Annotated in this window: 14 protein-coding genes; 10 read left to right on the top strand and 4 right to left on the bottom strand. The window is 67.8% G+C overall.

All coding sequences use genetic code 11. The annotated features are described in order from the left end of the window. Positions 1–15: 15 nt before the first annotated feature. Positions 16–1,041, bottom strand: a complete 1,026-nt coding sequence (locus tag EVS81_RS03555; RefSeq protein WP_130109166.1) for an agmatine deiminase family protein — start codon at positions 1,039–1,041, stop codon at positions 16–18. A 141-nt stretch (positions 1,042–1,182) separates the two neighbouring features. On the opposite strand from EVS81_RS03555, the gene EVS81_RS03550 reads away from it, so the two are divergent. The 4 genes from EVS81_RS03550 (at position 1,183) to EVS81_RS03535 (ending at position 4,642) form a co-directional block, all read left to right on the top strand. Beyond that, positions 1,183–1,533, top strand: coding sequence for a nuclear transport factor 2 family protein (locus tag EVS81_RS03550; RefSeq protein WP_130109165.1), 351 nt, complete (start codon positions 1,183–1,185; stop codon positions 1,531–1,533). Positions 1,534–1,592: 59 nt separating this feature from the next. Next, a complete protein-coding gene (locus tag EVS81_RS03545; protein WP_130109164.1) occupies positions 1,593–1,949 on the top strand; it encodes a cupin domain-containing protein in 357 nt (118 codons plus the stop codon). 270 nt (positions 1,950–2,219) lie between these two features. Beyond that, positions 2,220–3,725, top strand: coding sequence for an APC family permease (locus EVS81_RS03540; protein WP_130109163.1), 1,506 nt, complete (start codon positions 2,220–2,222; stop codon positions 3,723–3,725). A gap of 134 nt (positions 3,726–3,859) precedes the next feature. Continuing rightward, positions 3,860–4,642, top strand: coding sequence for a gamma-glutamyl-gamma-aminobutyrate hydrolase family protein (locus tag EVS81_RS03535; protein ID WP_130109162.1), 783 nt, complete (start codon positions 3,860–3,862; stop codon positions 4,640–4,642). A gap of 81 nt (positions 4,643–4,723) precedes the next feature. On the opposite strand, the gene EVS81_RS03530 is transcribed toward EVS81_RS03535, so the two are convergent. The 3 genes from EVS81_RS03530 to EVS81_RS03520 all read right to left on the bottom strand — a co-directional run bounded on the left by EVS81_RS03530 (position 4,724) and on the right by EVS81_RS03520 (position 8,003). Beyond that, positions 4,724–5,791: an IS110 family RNA-guided transposase gene (locus EVS81_RS03530; RefSeq protein ID WP_130109161.1), complete on the bottom strand. Its 1,068-nt coding sequence runs from the start codon at positions 5,789–5,791 to the stop codon at positions 4,724–4,726. A 428-nt stretch (positions 5,792–6,219) separates the two neighbouring features. Further along, on the bottom strand, positions 6,220–6,678 hold the full coding sequence (locus EVS81_RS03525) for a flavodoxin domain-containing protein (protein ID WP_130109160.1): 459 nt from the start codon (positions 6,676–6,678) through the stop codon (positions 6,220–6,222). A gap of 26 nt (positions 6,679–6,704) precedes the next feature. Continuing rightward, entirely contained in the window at positions 6,705–8,003 is a 1,299-nt protein-coding gene (locus EVS81_RS03520) for an FAD-dependent oxidoreductase (protein WP_130109159.1), read from the bottom strand. A gap of 223 nt (positions 8,004–8,226) precedes the next feature. Here EVS81_RS03520 and EVS81_RS03515 point away from each other — a divergent pair, with 223 nt between their 5' ends. From EVS81_RS03515 to EVS81_RS03490, 6 genes are all read left to right on the top strand, one after another. Next, entirely contained in the window at positions 8,227–9,450 is a 1,224-nt protein-coding gene (locus EVS81_RS03515) for a cytochrome P450 (protein WP_130109158.1), read from the top strand. Between the two features lie 78 nt (positions 9,451–9,528). Next, positions 9,529–10,965 (top strand): glutamine synthetase family protein, encoded by a 1,437-nt coding sequence (locus EVS81_RS03510; RefSeq protein ID WP_130109157.1) that lies wholly within the window; start codon positions 9,529–9,531, stop codon positions 10,963–10,965. Beyond that, positions 10,962–11,696 carry a substrate-binding periplasmic protein gene (locus tag EVS81_RS03505; RefSeq protein ID WP_130109156.1) on the top strand — a complete coding sequence of 245 codons (735 nt, stop codon included), beginning with the start codon at positions 10,962–10,964 and terminating at the stop codon, positions 11,694–11,696. Before EVS81_RS03510 ends, EVS81_RS03505 begins: the two co-directional genes overlap by 4 nt. A 2-nt stretch (positions 11,697–11,698) precedes the next feature. Next, positions 11,699–12,433, top strand: a complete 735-nt coding sequence (locus tag EVS81_RS03500) for a gamma-glutamyl-gamma-aminobutyrate hydrolase family protein (RefSeq protein WP_240739948.1) — start codon at positions 11,699–11,701, stop codon at positions 12,431–12,433. Then, complete coding sequence (locus EVS81_RS03495; RefSeq protein WP_165384171.1) at positions 12,430–13,182, top strand: type 1 glutamine amidotransferase; 753 nt, start codon at positions 12,430–12,432, stop codon at positions 13,180–13,182. The genes EVS81_RS03500 and EVS81_RS03495 overlap by 4 nt, the downstream gene beginning before the upstream one ends. A gap of 90 nt (positions 13,183–13,272) precedes the next feature. Further along, positions 13,273–13,566 carry a GIY-YIG nuclease family protein gene (locus EVS81_RS03490; protein WP_130109155.1) on the top strand — a complete coding sequence of 98 codons (294 nt, stop codon included), beginning with the start codon at positions 13,273–13,275 and terminating at the stop codon, positions 13,564–13,566. Positions 13,567–13,653: the final 87 nt, after the last annotated feature.

The raw sequence follows: 13,653 nt of genomic DNA, 5'->3' as shown, positions 1-13,653 counted from the left end.
GGGCGACGGTGCGGCTCAGCCGACCTTCGGCTGCTGCTGGGTGATGCAGTGGATCCCGCCGCCGCGGGCGAACAGCGGGCGCGCGTCGATCCCGATCACCCGGCGTCCGGGATACACCTCGCGCAGGGTGGCGAGGGCCTGGTCGTCGGCCGGGTCGTCGAACGCGCAGGCCAGCACCGCGCCGTTGAGCACGACGTGATTGATGTAGCTGTAGTCGACGAAGCCCTCTTCGTCGCGCAGTGTCGTCGGCGCGGGGAGATCGAGGATCTCGAAGCTCGAGGCGGTGTCCGCGCGGTACCGCTCCGCCACCGCGCGGTTGGTCTGCGCGATCAGATGATCGGGGTGGGATTCGGCGTCCTGCCGGTGCATGAGCAGCACCTCGGGCGACGCGAACGCGGCGAGGATGTCGGAGTGGCCGCGGGTACCGAAGGTGTCGTGGTCGCGGGTGAGGCCGCGGGGCAGCCACATCGCGCTCGTGGTGCCGATCGTGCGGGCCAGCTCGGCCTCCACCCGCTCTTCGGTCCACCCGGGGTTGCGGCCCGGATCGAGCTGCACGGTCTTCGTGAGGATGACGTGCCCGGTGCCGTCGACCTGGATGCCGCCGCCCTCGTTCGTCATCTCCGAGTCGATCAGCTCCGCTCCGGCGGCCTCGGCGACGATGCGGCCGATGTGCTGGTCGTGCTCCCAGCTGGCCCAGTCCTGAGCGCCCCAGCCGTTGAAGACGAAGTTCACCGCACCGAGCCGGCCGTCGTCGCCGATCACGAAGCTCGGTCCGATGTCGCGCATCCAGGCGTCGTCGAGGGGCGCGGTGATGCGGTCGATCTGCGCCGAGAGGTACTGTGCCGCAATGCCCTCATCGCCGGGGTTCACGACCACGGTGACGGCCTCGAACTCACTGGCCGCATTCGCGACGGCCGCCCATGTGGTGCGCGCCTCCTCGACCTCGGCCTCCGTGTCGCCGAGCGTGTAGCCGCTCGTCGGCCACGCGAGCCAGAGCCGCTCCTGCTCGTGTCCTTCGATGGGCATGCGCCACGTCGTCATCGGTGCTCCTTATGATCCTGCGGGGATAGTGGGTGAGCGCCAGTCTACTGGCAGTATGACCAATAAGCACGCGCCCGCTCGGAGATCGGGTGTGGTCGTATATTTCTCCAATCGTAGATTCTTCTCGGCTATCATGGCGTCATGCACGAAGCAGTGAGAGCCGCGGTCCAGAAATACGTCGACGGTTGCGCGGCGGCCGATGCGGAGCGCGTGCGCGACGCCTTCGACGACCACGCGGTCATGTGGGGGTATCTGGGTGCGGACTACGTCACGATGAGCGGCGCCGACTTCGCCGCGAACGTCGTGGGCACCGCGCAGCCTGCGGGAAGCGGGTACTCCTCCGAGATCCACAGCATCGAGATCGTCGGCGACGTCGCCAGTGCGGTACTCGACGAGCGGGGCTTCCTGGGAGCCGACTTCCGCAACTTCTTCGGGCTGATCCGGCGGGGCGGCGAGTGGCGCATCACCAGTAAGGTGTTCACGACCGTCTGAGGTTGCGGGTAAGGTCATCTCGTGCGCGTCGATGGTCGACCGCATCTGAGGAGGTTGCAGTGACGCAGCATGCAGTGGTGGCAGAGGTCTTCGATCGAATCCCCGAGGCCGGAGATCTGGAGGCGCCGCTCGGCACCTCGACGACCGGGCCCACGCGCACGTGGCTCGAAGAGTTCACGAGCGACGCCGAGAAGGGTGTGCACACCGGCTTCTGGCGCTGCGAGCCGGGAGTGTCGGAGTGGAACTTCGTCGACATGGGCGAGGTGATCCACGTGCTCAAGGGGCGCCTCGTCGCGACGGAGGACGGGGGAGAGCCGGTCGAGCTGCTTCCGGGGAGCGTCGCCTCGTTCCCCGCCGGGTGGAAGGGCACCTGGGAGATCACGGAGGCGCTCGAGAAGTTCTACGTGATGCTCTGAACTCGAGTGTCTCCGCGCGGCGGGGCCGGGTGCCGCGGGCGCCGGGCCCCGCCGCGCTGCTGTGCGCCCGGGCGGACGCGACCGTCATTCGACATCTCGCTGAAATAATTCATTTACATATGCATGAATGAAAAGCTGATTTGGCAATTCTCTTCGCAGGATTCAAGTAAACACTTGCCTGAGAAAAACATCTAGATGTAGGTTGTATGTGCGGTGCTCGGCATCGAGCACCCGTTCCACTGGCGGATGTACAAGGGAGTACCAACGACCATGTCACACAACAACGACGTCGTGGAGCACGACGAGGACGCGGCACACCTCGCGTCGCTCGGCTACTCCTACGACACGACCTTCAAGCGCGAGATGAGCTTCTGGGGCAACGTTTCGCTCGGCTTCACCTATCTCTCTCCGATCGCGGGCGTCTACTCGATGTTCGCGATCTCGCTCGGCCAGGCGGGTCCGCCCATGGCCTGGGCCCTCGTGATCGCACTCGTCGGCCAGTTCCTCGTCGCGCTGATCTTCGGAGAGGTGGTGTCGAACTATCCGGTGGCGGGCGGGGTCTACCCCTGGTCGCGCCGTCTCTGGGGTCGCAAGTGGGCCTGGATGAACGGCTGGATCTACGTCGTGGCACTGGTGGGCACGCTCGCCGCTGTGGCCTACGGCGCCGCGCCGTTCGTCGCCTCGATCTTCGGCGGAGGAGTCGGTGCCGGCGGCACCGTGCTGATCGCCCTCGGCACGCTCGTGATCGCCACGATCCTGAACTTCTCCGGCACTCGTGTGCTGAGCCTCGCGGCCACGATCGGTCTCACCGCCGAGATGATCGGCGCGGTCGGCATCAGCCTGTACCTGCTGATCTTCCACCGCAAGCAGGACTGGTCGGTCGTCTTCGACAACCAGGGCATCGGCGACAACGCTCCGGGCGGGTACTTCGGCGCCTTCGCGGCCGCTGCGCTCATCGGCATGTTCGCCTACTACGGCTTCGAGGCGAACGGCGACGTGGCCGAGGAGATCAAGGATCCGAGCGCTCGCGTACCCAAGGCCATGCGGATGACGCTCTACATCGGCGGATTCGCGGCGAACGTGCTCGTCTTCTCGCTCGTGTTCGCGGTTCCCGACTTCGCCGCCGTCGCGAGCGGCGACGTCGCCGACCCGATCGGCGAGGCGCTGCAGAGTGCCTTCGGGCCCGTGTTCCCGATCGTCATGCTCATCGTGGTGATCGCGTTCATCTCGTGCATCACGAGCCTGCAGGCCGCGGCGAGCCGTCTCGTCTACTCGATGGCGCGCGACGGCTTCCTCCCGGCATCGAATTTCCTCGCCCGCTTCAATGAGAAGCGTCACGTGCCCAGCAATGCGCTGCTCACGGCAGCGTTTTTCCCCGCGGCCGTGGTCGTGCTCTCGCTGATGCTCGAGGACGCGCTGACCGCGATGGTCGGATTCGGTACCGTCGGCATCTACATCGGCTTCCAGATGGTGGTGCTCGCGGCGCTGCGCGCCCGGGTGCTCGGATGGAAGCCTGCCGGAAAGTTCCGTCTCGGAGCCTGGGCCTACCCGGTCAACATCCTGGCGCTGATCTGGGGTGTCGCCGCGGTGGCCAATATCATCTGGCCGCGCGAGACCGGTGGCGGCTGGGCCGAGGACTACCTGCTGATCATGACCACCGTCGGTGTGATCGCGGTCGGCTGGATCTACATGCTCGCCTCGAAGGCCTACCAGCGCGGCGACGCGCCGGCCGGCGACGCGAGCGGTCCGATCAAGACGACGACGGCCGTGGGCTGATCCCGAGAGTCTCGTCGCACCCGGCAGACAGGAGTCCCGCTGCGCTGCTACGCACCCGGCGTAGCAGCGCAGCGGGACTCCTGCTCCGTCACCCGAATCCCGTGCACATCGCACCGCACCCGAAAGGACTTCCGATGGCCGACCTCGCCGTGGATCCCGCACCCTTCCTGACGCCTGAGGCAGAGGACCCGAACGGGCCGCTGATCCCGATGGTGGTGTCGCTCACCTTCCCCGGGATGGACCGCGGGGCGCACGATCTGCAGGACGAGTTCACGAGGATCGCCTTCGCGGCGGTGCGCGAGGCCGGCGGACGGCCCCGGCTGGTCGATTCGGCGGCAGAGCGACTCGCCGCCTCCGACGAGGTGTTCGCCGACGCGCGGGGGATCGTGTTCCTCGGCGGAGGCGACGTGGATGTCGCCTGCTACGCGTACGATGGGCCCGTGCCGGCGAACCTCTACGGCGTCGACCGCCGAGGGGACGACTACTGCCTCGACCTGATCCGGGAGTCCGTGCGCAGAGATCTGCCGACACTGGCGATCTGCCGCGGCTCGCAACTGCTCAACGTGGCGTTCGGGGGCACCCTGATCCCCGACATCGCCGACTGGGAGATGCACCACGGCGGCGTCGGGGAGCCGCTGTTCATCGACGAGCGGGTGCGGCTGCAGCCCGGCTCCGAGATCGCGCGGATCCTGGGCCGCACCGACGTCACGGTGCGCAACGGCCACCACCAGGCCGTGGCCGAAGTGGCTCCCGCGTTGCGGGCGACGGCCCGCGCTCACGATGGCATCGTCGAGGGCACCGAGCACCGTGAGGCGAGCTGGGTGCTGGGCGTTCAGTGGCATCCCGAGGAGCCGCAGGCAGACACGCAGGACCGGGCTCGCCTCTTCGAGGCACTCGTCGCGCGCGCCCGCGGGTGAGCGGAGCGGGTTTCCGGTCATCCTGCGTGAGCTTGCGAGTCGCAGGATCCAGGCGTGTGGATCCTGATTCTTCTATGTTTGTCAATTCGGGGTCGGGGGTGTTGTTGCTGCGTTGAGGATCTTGTAGACGCGGCGTGCGAGGTAGCGTTTCAGGCAGCGGCGAATCTCTTTCGGGGTGCGTCCTTGCGCGGTCCGTTTCGCAATATATGCTTTGGTTTCTTCGTCGCAACGCGCTCTGGTGACCGCGGCGAGATGTAGTGCCCGGTTCACTCTCCGATCCCCGCCGCGGTTCAATCGGTGCCGGACGGTGTTCCCCGACGACGCGGGAACCGGGGACACCCCCGCCAGTGCCGCGAACGATGCTTCCGAACGAACCCGCCCCTGATGCGACCAGGCCGTGTAGATCACGGCCGCCCCGATGGGACCGATTCCTGTGATCTCGAGCAACTCGCTCGCTGGTGTGGCCTGGAGCAGGGTATGGATCTGGTCTTGGTTTGAACGGATCTCCAACGCGAGCTCGCTCAATCGTTTCGCAAGCCGAACAGCTTCTGCACGCGCGATCTGCAGCGCGATCTCTTCCGAGCGACATCGCCACTTCGCGATCTGTGCGACCTGGGTACGTGTGAGTGGGCGGCGGGCATCGATGCCGAGATCATGCACTCGCAGCAATGCCGTGAGCGCATTCATCTTCTGCGTGTGCTCGTGCGTGAGATCATCTCTCGCGGTCAATAGCACACGCAATGCCAGACGATACCCGTGCCCGGCCCGAGGACGACGCAACTCTATCTCCTGCAGCGGGAGTGCGGCAGCCGCGATCTGGCGGGCATCGAACGGATCCGATTTCCCTTTCCCGGCCCGCACCCGCCCAGGCGTCACCGGCGCTTCCACGACTTCGTATCCGGTGCTCGCGACGAGCATCACCAATCGTGCGCCATAGGAAGCGGTGCCTTCGATCACCCAGAGCGTGTCGAGATCACCACCAGTGCGGCGCGCACCCCACGAGATTGCTCGTTGCATCCCCGCGGTCGTCGTCGGGAACTGGGCGATGTCCAGGAGTTCCCCGAGCGGGGACAGGACCGCGTAGGTGTGCGTACGGGCGTGGGTATCGACCCCAATCACATACGGATGCTGATGCGCGACAATAGTCATGGCGGTGGTGTCTTTCTTCCAAAGGATCGGTACCGACCGTCACGCGGCCGGTGCTGACCTGGGGAAAATTCACGCCAAGACAACACTGTGACGAGCCACACCCCTTCTCACCCGGGGCGGGCGTTCTTCTGATCAAGTCATTGGAGTGGGCAGGGCAGCACCGACCGCGCCTCCGCCCACAGGGTGGACAAATCAGGATCCAGACACCCACCCGATCACAACAACGGGCCGGGGTCAGCGACTGAGAGAGCCACACACTCAGGGAAGTAACGGCCGATATCTACCCTGCCAGCCAGTCCCAGACCAGCCACCCCAAGACTCACAGCGACTGCGGCTCGTTCCTCGCCTTCGCGCAGGATGACGGGGTGCGGCTCGTTCCTCGCCTTCGCGCAGGATGACGGGGTGCGGTGCCTCCCCGCGGCGGGGCGTCAGGCCGGGATCGCGGCGGACTCGAGCACGCCGGGCAGCCACTCGAGCGCAGCGTCGCTGCCGAGCTCCCACGACGAGGCGTCGTGCCGGCCGTACTCGCCCACCCGCTCGGCGCCCTGCGCCGCGAAGCGGCGATCGATGTGCTCGCTGCCCTGGCTGTAGGTCTCCTCGTAGAAGGTGTCGCCGAGGCCGAACATGGCGTACCGCACCCCGGTGAGGTCCGGGGGAGTCGCGTCGAACGCCTCGGCGAACGGGATCGCCGAGTTCGGCAGATCGCCCTCGCCGTGGGTGGAACAGACGATCAGGTAGAAGGTGTCCGGCGAGAGTGATCCGGGATCGGTCTGCTGCAGATCGTGCACCGCGACGTCGTCGTGCTGCTCGCTCAGCGCGGCGCCGAGATCCTCGGCGATGAGCTCCGCATTGCCGGATTCGGTGCCGTACAGAATGGTGAACTTCACAGGGGGTGTCCTCTCGTCGAGTGTGGTCATCGCTCGGACTCCGCCGCCCCGCGGGCGATGGCGGCCATCCGTTCGTGGTCGGGAAGTTTGCGGCGCACCCGCCCCTCGGGGGCGAGCGCGCGCTCGTGCGCGTCGAGCGCGAGCCACTGGTCGTAGCCGACGGCGCGCGTGCGCACGGAGCCGGGCAGGCCGGCGAATCCCCGCCGCTCGGGATGCAGGGCGAGCGCGCCGGAGCGCAGATCGGCCGCGATCTCATCGGCGACGAGCTTCGCGTACGTGCGATTCTCCGGGATCGCGCCGCGCGGCCCGCGCTGGGCCCACCCCGCACGATAGAGGCCGGCCTCGATGCGTCCGGTCCCGGGGTCGGCCTCCAGATCGGAGATGAGGCGCGCGAGCGCATCGCCCCCCGTCGAGGCGAATCCGATCGCCGTCACGACGGAGGTCGCGGATACCACGACCTGTTCGTCGCCCCGGGCGAGCTCGACGCCCTCCACACGCTCGGCGCCGAGCACGCGCACGGGCGACCAGCCGAAACGGAGGGCGACGTCGGGCCCCGGACTCGTGGGGCGCTCTGCGGCGGTCATCTCGCCGATCGCGGCGACGCGCCCCTGCGCGGCTCGATCGAGCGCGGACTCGGTGGCGGATCCCGCGTCGCCGATCATCGTGTAGTTCGCCCGAGGCAGCTGCGCCAGCTCGCGCAGCATCTGCGGGTCGCCCTTCGACTGCGCCGCGCTCGATCGGCTCACGAGCGTCACCCGCGCGGCGGGTGCCGCGAGATACGCGTCGAGCGCCGGGTCGGCCACGTCGCTGTCGGCGTAGTCGTCGGCGCCCTTCACGAGGAATCGGAGCACGTCGAGCGCCACGTTGCCGGCGCCGATGATCACGACATCGCTTCCGAGCGCGGGAAGCAGAGCGCCGGCGTCCGGATGCGCGTTGAGCACCCGGGTCAGCGCGCCGGCTCCGACCACGCCGGGCAGATCACCGCCCGGAATGCCGAGGCCGCGGTCTGCGGAGAGCCCGGTGGCCAGCACCACCGCGTCGAAGTGCTCGCGCAGCTCGTCGAGACCGAGATCGCGCCCGATCTCGATGTCGCCGGCGAAGCGCACCGCCTCGTGCTGGAACAGACGGTCGAACTGCCGCGCGATGGCCTTCGTGTGCTGATGGTCTGCGGCGACGCCGTAGCGCACGAGTCCGAAGGGCGAGACCAGGCGATCGAAGATCGTGAGTTCGCAGCCCGGTGCAGCGCGCAGCAGGGACTGCGCGAGGTAGCAGCCGGACGGCCCGCTGCCGACGATGGCGATCTTCGGGCCCGAGGGAGTCGGCATCACAGCTCCTTTGCGTGATCGTGCGGATCCGATACGTCTGGATCCGGCGTGTGGCACCAGTGTAGCGTTAAAGATTGCTCAAGTGAATGTTTTATATCAATGTTGGAGAATTTTTCCCGAACTTCCTTGAAATAACTTGCTTTGTAAAACATTCATAGATAACTTATTTGCTAATCGACCGCTTGCAGCACGACGCGGGAACGGATTCGACGAAGGAGTACGAATGACCGGACAGGTGGCATCGGAAGCGGTGCCGTATCTCGACATCGCATCGCCGGAGTTCGCGATGAACTCCGAGGCGGTGCGCGATGCGCGCAGCGCGAGCTGGTACGCGAGGACCAACTACGGGATCGGCGTGCTGCGGTACAAGGAGGTCACCGAGCTGCTGAAGCACGCGAGCCTCAACCAGGGGAGCGCCAAGTGGCCCGATCACCACGGCGTCCACTCCGGCGTGTTCTACGACTGGTGGGCGAAGAACCTGCTCGTGCTCGAGGGCGACGAGCACGACCGCATCCGCCGGTTGCTCAACCCCGCGTTCTCTCCCGGGGTCGCGCGCAGGCTCGAACCGGAGTTTGCGGCGATCGCCGCCGAGCTGATCGCCGACATGACGGCCAAGCAGGCGCGCGGCGAGCAGGTGGAATTCGTCGCGGACTTCTCCGAGCCGTTCGCAACGCGTGCGCTCTGCGCGATGATGGGGCTGCCGCACGAGCACTGGCCCTTCATCGCCTCGCGGGCGAACACGGTCGGATACGCGCTGAGCGTGACGATCAAGGAGGACATCGCACGCGTCGACGTCGCGGTGCAAGAGCTCTACGACTTCGTCGAGCAGCTCATCGAGGAGCGGCGGGCGGATCCGGGCGACGACATGGTGTCCACCCTGCTCCAGGTATCGTCCCAGGACGGAGACACGCTCAGCGGCGAGGAGCTGCGCAACGCCCTCGTGCTCATGCTCTTCGGCGGCATGGACACGACTCGCAATCAGCTCGGCCTCGTCCTGCAGACCTTCATGCGCAATCCCGAGCAGTGGGAGCTGCTGGCAGAGCGGCCGAAGGAGCTCACCCGTCCCGCGCTCGAGGAGGCGCTGCGCGTCAACCCGACCACGCGCTGGGTGACCCGGGAGGCGAACGAGGACTTCGAGTTCAACGGTCTCCACATCGCCAAGGGCACGACCGTGCATCTGTTCACGATGTCGAGCGGCACCGATCCCGAGGCCTACCCCGATCCCGACATCGACATCCAGATCCCGAGCCGCAAGCAGCATCACACCTTCGGCGGCGGGATCCACAAGTGCCTCGGGCACTACATCGCGCGCGCCGACATGAGCGTGGCGCTGCCGATGCTGGCGCAGGCCATCACCGATGTGAGCTGCCCGGGCGGCGACGAGTGGCTGCCCGACTCCGGCAACCACGGCCCCGTCAAGCTCCCGATCGACTTCACCGTGCGCTGACGCGCCGAGCGCGGCGCGTCGACCCCGCGGGGTCGACGCGAGCGGCACGACAGACCTTCCAACGACGAAAGGAACCCCATGTCCGACCCTCAGAGCGGCGGAAGCTTCGGTGCTTCGCTGCGCGAGATCCTCGCCGATAAGATGGCGTTCGCGCGGCATCAGGAGGCGAACCTCGCACCCGACACCGTGGCGGCGCTCGGCGCGCGAATCCGCGAGACCGGCGTCAAGTACATCTACTACATGATCCCCACGCTCGGCGCCCGCACCGTTGCCAAGGTGGTGCCCGCCGAGCACTACGAGCGCATGCTGCGCAAGGGCATCGCCTTCCACCGCACCGCGCTCACCGATCTGCAGACCAGCAGGGAGGGCGAGCTCATCGGCGGCGGCGTCGAAGCGCACGAGTTCTGGGGGCTGCCCGAACCGGAGACCTTCCAGGTGCTGCCGTGGGATCCCGAAGTGGGCCGCATCTTCTGCACCGCCTACGACCCGCCCCACCTCGGCGAGGACGGCGGCCGCCTGATCCCGCTCGACACCCGCGCGCTCTTCACCGCGGCGCACCGCGCGTTCTCCGAGCGCACCGGGCTCGAGCTGCGCAGCGGTCTCGAGCCAGAGATGACCTGGGTCGGGCCCGGCATCGAGGTCGTCACGAAGGACGATCAGAGCCCCGCCTACCAGGTCGAGAACCTCGAGAAGATGCGTCCCGTATTCAAGAAGGTCATCAGCTACGGCCAGGCGCTCGACTTCGACATGATCCAGGGCGATTATGAGGACGACGGCCAGATCGAGCTGAACTGGAACTACGACCGGGCCGAGCGCACCTCGGAGCGCATGACCACCTACCGCCAGATCTGCAAGCAGGTGGCGCGCGAGCTCGGTCTGCAGGCCAGCTTCATGCCGAAGCCGTACAACGGCAAGATGGGCAACGGCTGCCACCACAACCTGAGCCTGTGGCGGCTCGCCGATGACGGCTCGGCCGAGAACGTGATCGAGGACGGGCGGGTGGAGCTGCACGCCACCGAGACCGCTCGTCAGGCGATCGCCGGCATGCTGCTGCACACCCCAGGATCGATGCTCGTCATGGGATCGACCGTCAACTCCTACAAGCGCTACTGGGACGCGGGCCAGTTCGCGCCGTCGGGGGCCGACTGGGGGCTCGACACCCGGGGCGTCGCGATCCGGATCTCGGCCAACGGCCGTATGGAGTACCGTCTGCCGGATGCCAGCGTCAATCCATATCTCTCGCACCTCTATCTGCTCGCCGCGATCGAGCACGGGCTCGAGGCGCAGATGGATCCGGGAGACCCGGGGGTGCCGAGCGACGCGATCGCCGGAGTCGTGGTACCCAACACGCTCGGCAGCGCGATCGAGGCCTTCGAGGCCGACGAGTACCTCATGGCGGCGATGCCGGAGGAGCTCACCCGGATCTTCCTGCAGCTGAAGCGGGATGAGTGGGCGCGCTACTGCGGCCAGATCACACAGTGGGAATTCGAACAGTACTGGGAGGCGATTCCGTGACCACCACCGATACCGGAGCACAGAAAGCTCGGACCATCCGTCTGGCCTGCATCGATTCGGAAGCGCTGCCGCTCTTCTCGAAGAGCACCGACGGCCGCACCCGCGGCGGCTACGAGCCGGAGGCGGCCGCGCTCGTCGCGGAGCGCCTCGGCGCCGACATCGAGTGGGTCATGGTGCCGTGGGAGGAGATGATCCCCGCGGTGCGCCGCGGTGATGCCGACGCCGTCTGGTGCGGCCAGGGCATGACGGAGGAGCGGGCGGCCCTCGTCGACTTCACGCACCCGTACGCCGTCTTCAACGAGACGCTCATCGTGCGCGCAGACGATCCCGCCCGTTCTGCCGACGAACTCGAGGGGTACCGCATCGGCGCGATCGCGAACTCCACCAATATGAAGCTCGCCGAGACGTTCGCCGGGGCGGAGCTCGTGAGCTTCGGTGCGAGCGATGACGTGTTCGGCGACATGATCGCGGCCACTCGTTCCGGTGAGATCGACGGGTTCGTCGACGACGACGTGGTGATGATCCCGCTGGGGCAGGAGGATCCCGACTTCGTCGAGGCGTTCACCGTGCTCACCGGCAATCGCTGGGGCATCGGGGTCGCTCCCGGCAACGATGCGCTGCGCGAGGAGATCGACGCCGCACTCGAGGCGATCATCGCCGACGGCTCCCTGGAACAGGTCTGGAGCAGGTGGATGCCGCTGCTGCCGTTCCCGCTGCAGAGCGAGGACTGACCGTGACCGATATCCGCGGCGGCGGGGCGACCCCGCGCATCGGAGTGACCGGGATGTGGTCGAACCGGATCCACGGCCTGCGCTTCGACGGGAGCGCCGTCGCGGCAGCGGTGCTGCGCTCCGTGATCCGGGCGGGTGGCGAGCCGCTGACGCTCTTCGCCGAGAGCGCCGCGCCTGCCGAGGAGCGGCTGCAGGGCCTCGACGGGCTGCTCGTGCCCGGCGGAGCCGACGTCGATCCCCGCCGCTACGGGCAGGCGCCGATCGATGCGACGGCCCCCGCGGATTTCGCCGCGCAGGATCAGTTCGAGGCCGACATGATGGAGGCGGCCCTGCGCCTCGGGATCCCGGTGCTGGCGATCTGCCGCGGCTTCCAGCTGCTGAACGTCGAGCACGGCGGCACTCTGGTGCAGGATCTTCCCGCCGACAGCCCGCATCGCAATGAGGTGCACGAGGTGACGCTCGAGCCCGATTCGGCGCTCGCGGGAGCGCTCGGGATATCCACGCTGCCGGTCTCGTCCTACCACCATCAGGCGGTGGATCGAGTGGGGGCGGGGCTGCGCGTCGTGGGGCGGGCCCCGGACGGAGTCGTCGAGGCCGTCGAGCGCGAGGATGCCGAACTGATCGCGGTACAGTGGCATCCGGAGGACACCGCCGCGATGGACGCGCGGCAGCAGGCCCTCTTCGATTGGCTCGTGGATCGGGCGCGGATGAGGACGAGTGCGGAGGAGCGGGTATGAGCGGCGCGAGAGTGCTCGTGGTGGAGCATCAGGAGAATGCCGGGATCGGGCTCTTCGGCGAGAGGATCGCCGCGCAGGGCGTGGTGCTCGAGACCGTGGGCCCCGATGCGGGCGCCGAGGTGCCGGCATCGCTCGACGGGTACGACGGCCTGATCGTGCTCGGAGGGTCGATGGGGCCGACCGATGACGGGGACGCGCCGTGGCTGCCGGCCACTCGGCGCCTGCTGGTGGAGGGCGTCGCGCGCGGCGTGCCGACGCTGGGGATCTGCCTCGGTGCGCAGCTGCTCGTCACCGCGACCGGCGGGCGCGTGCGCGAGGCGGTGGCGGGCCCGGAGGTAGGACTGCACACGGTCTCCTTCGCTGCCGACGCCGCGGGCGACCCGCTCTTCGACGGACTCGCCGCGAGCGATGCCGTCGCGGTGCAGTGGCACTACCTCGAAGCCGGCGAGCTGCCGGCCGGCGCGCGCCTGCTCGCGTCGAGCGGGCCCTGCCGCAATCAGGCGTTCCGCATCGGCGAGGCGGCCTGGGGCGTGCAGTTCCATCCCGAGGCACTCGGCGGCACCGCGCGGGACTGGGTCGATGAGGATCGGCAGGGGCTCGTGGATCTCGGTCTCGCAGAGGACGCGGTCGTCGACGAGGTGCTGGCCGCCGAGCCCGAGCTGCGCCGGGTGTGGGGCGCCGTCGCCGACCGCTTCGCTGCGCTGGCGGAGGCGCAGGTGCGCGCCACGAGCGCTCCCGCCTCGGCGTAGCGCGTTCAGCGGGCGCTGCGACCCTCGGTCATCCTGCGCGAGCGGAGCGAGTCGCAGGATCCATCCGCCCCCATCGGCGATGATGTCTGTATGAATCGGCATGCGTACGTCTATTTGCTCGCCAGCGGTTACAATGGCACGCTCTATGTCGGGGTCACCTCCGATCTTGCCCGCCGCGTGTACGAGCATCGGAACCACCTCGTTCCCGGGTTCACGGATCGCTACGACGTGACGAGCCTCGTCTGGTACGTCGCAGGAGAGAACATCGTCGACGCGATCGCGCTCGAGAAGAAGATCAAGAATCGCTCGAGGCGTTGGAAGATCGACCTGATCGAGCGTGAGAATCCGTCGTGGGAGGATCTCGCGGCCGGGTGGTACGAGTGAGGTGTGGATCCTGCGACTGCGGTCGCTGCGCGACCTTCGCGCAGGATGACGGGTGGGGGCGGAGCCCCTCGGTCATCCTGCGCGAGC

This window comes from Leucobacter triazinivorans, from assembly GCF_004208635.1.
GTDB lineage: Bacteria > Actinomycetota > Actinomycetes > Actinomycetales > Microbacteriaceae > Leucobacter > Leucobacter triazinivorans.
This window is presented reverse-complemented; position numbering and strand designations above follow the sequence as displayed.

Coding starts and splice junctions, on each gene's coding strand:
- EVS81_RS03535 (WP_130109162.1), top strand. CDS start 3,860: ATGGCCGACCTCGCCGTGGATCCCGCACCCTTCCTGACGCCTGAGGCA.
- EVS81_RS03515 (WP_130109158.1), top strand. CDS start 8,227: ATGACCGGACAGGTGGCATCGGAAGCGGTGCCGTATCTCGACATCGCA.
- EVS81_RS03540 (WP_130109163.1), top strand. CDS start 2,220: ATGTCACACAACAACGACGTCGTGGAGCACGACGAGGACGCGGCACAC.
- EVS81_RS03555 (WP_130109166.1), bottom strand. CDS start 1,041: ATGACGACGTGGCGCATGCCCATCGAAGGACACGAGCAGGAGCGGCTC.
- EVS81_RS03520 (WP_130109159.1), bottom strand. CDS start 8,003: ATGCCGACTCCCTCGGGCCCGAAGATCGCCATCGTCGGCAGCGGGCCG.
- EVS81_RS03510 (WP_130109157.1), top strand. CDS start 9,529: ATGTCCGACCCTCAGAGCGGCGGAAGCTTCGGTGCTTCGCTGCGCGAG.
- EVS81_RS03530 (WP_130109161.1), bottom strand. CDS start 5,791: ATGACTATTGTCGCGCATCAGCATCCGTATGTGATTGGGGTCGATACC.
- EVS81_RS03550 (WP_130109165.1), top strand. CDS start 1,183: ATGCACGAAGCAGTGAGAGCCGCGGTCCAGAAATACGTCGACGGTTGC.
- EVS81_RS03490 (WP_130109155.1), top strand. CDS start 13,273: ATGAATCGGCATGCGTACGTCTATTTGCTCGCCAGCGGTTACAATGGC.
- EVS81_RS03495 (WP_165384171.1), top strand. CDS start 12,430: ATGAGCGGCGCGAGAGTGCTCGTGGTGGAGCATCAGGAGAATGCCGGG.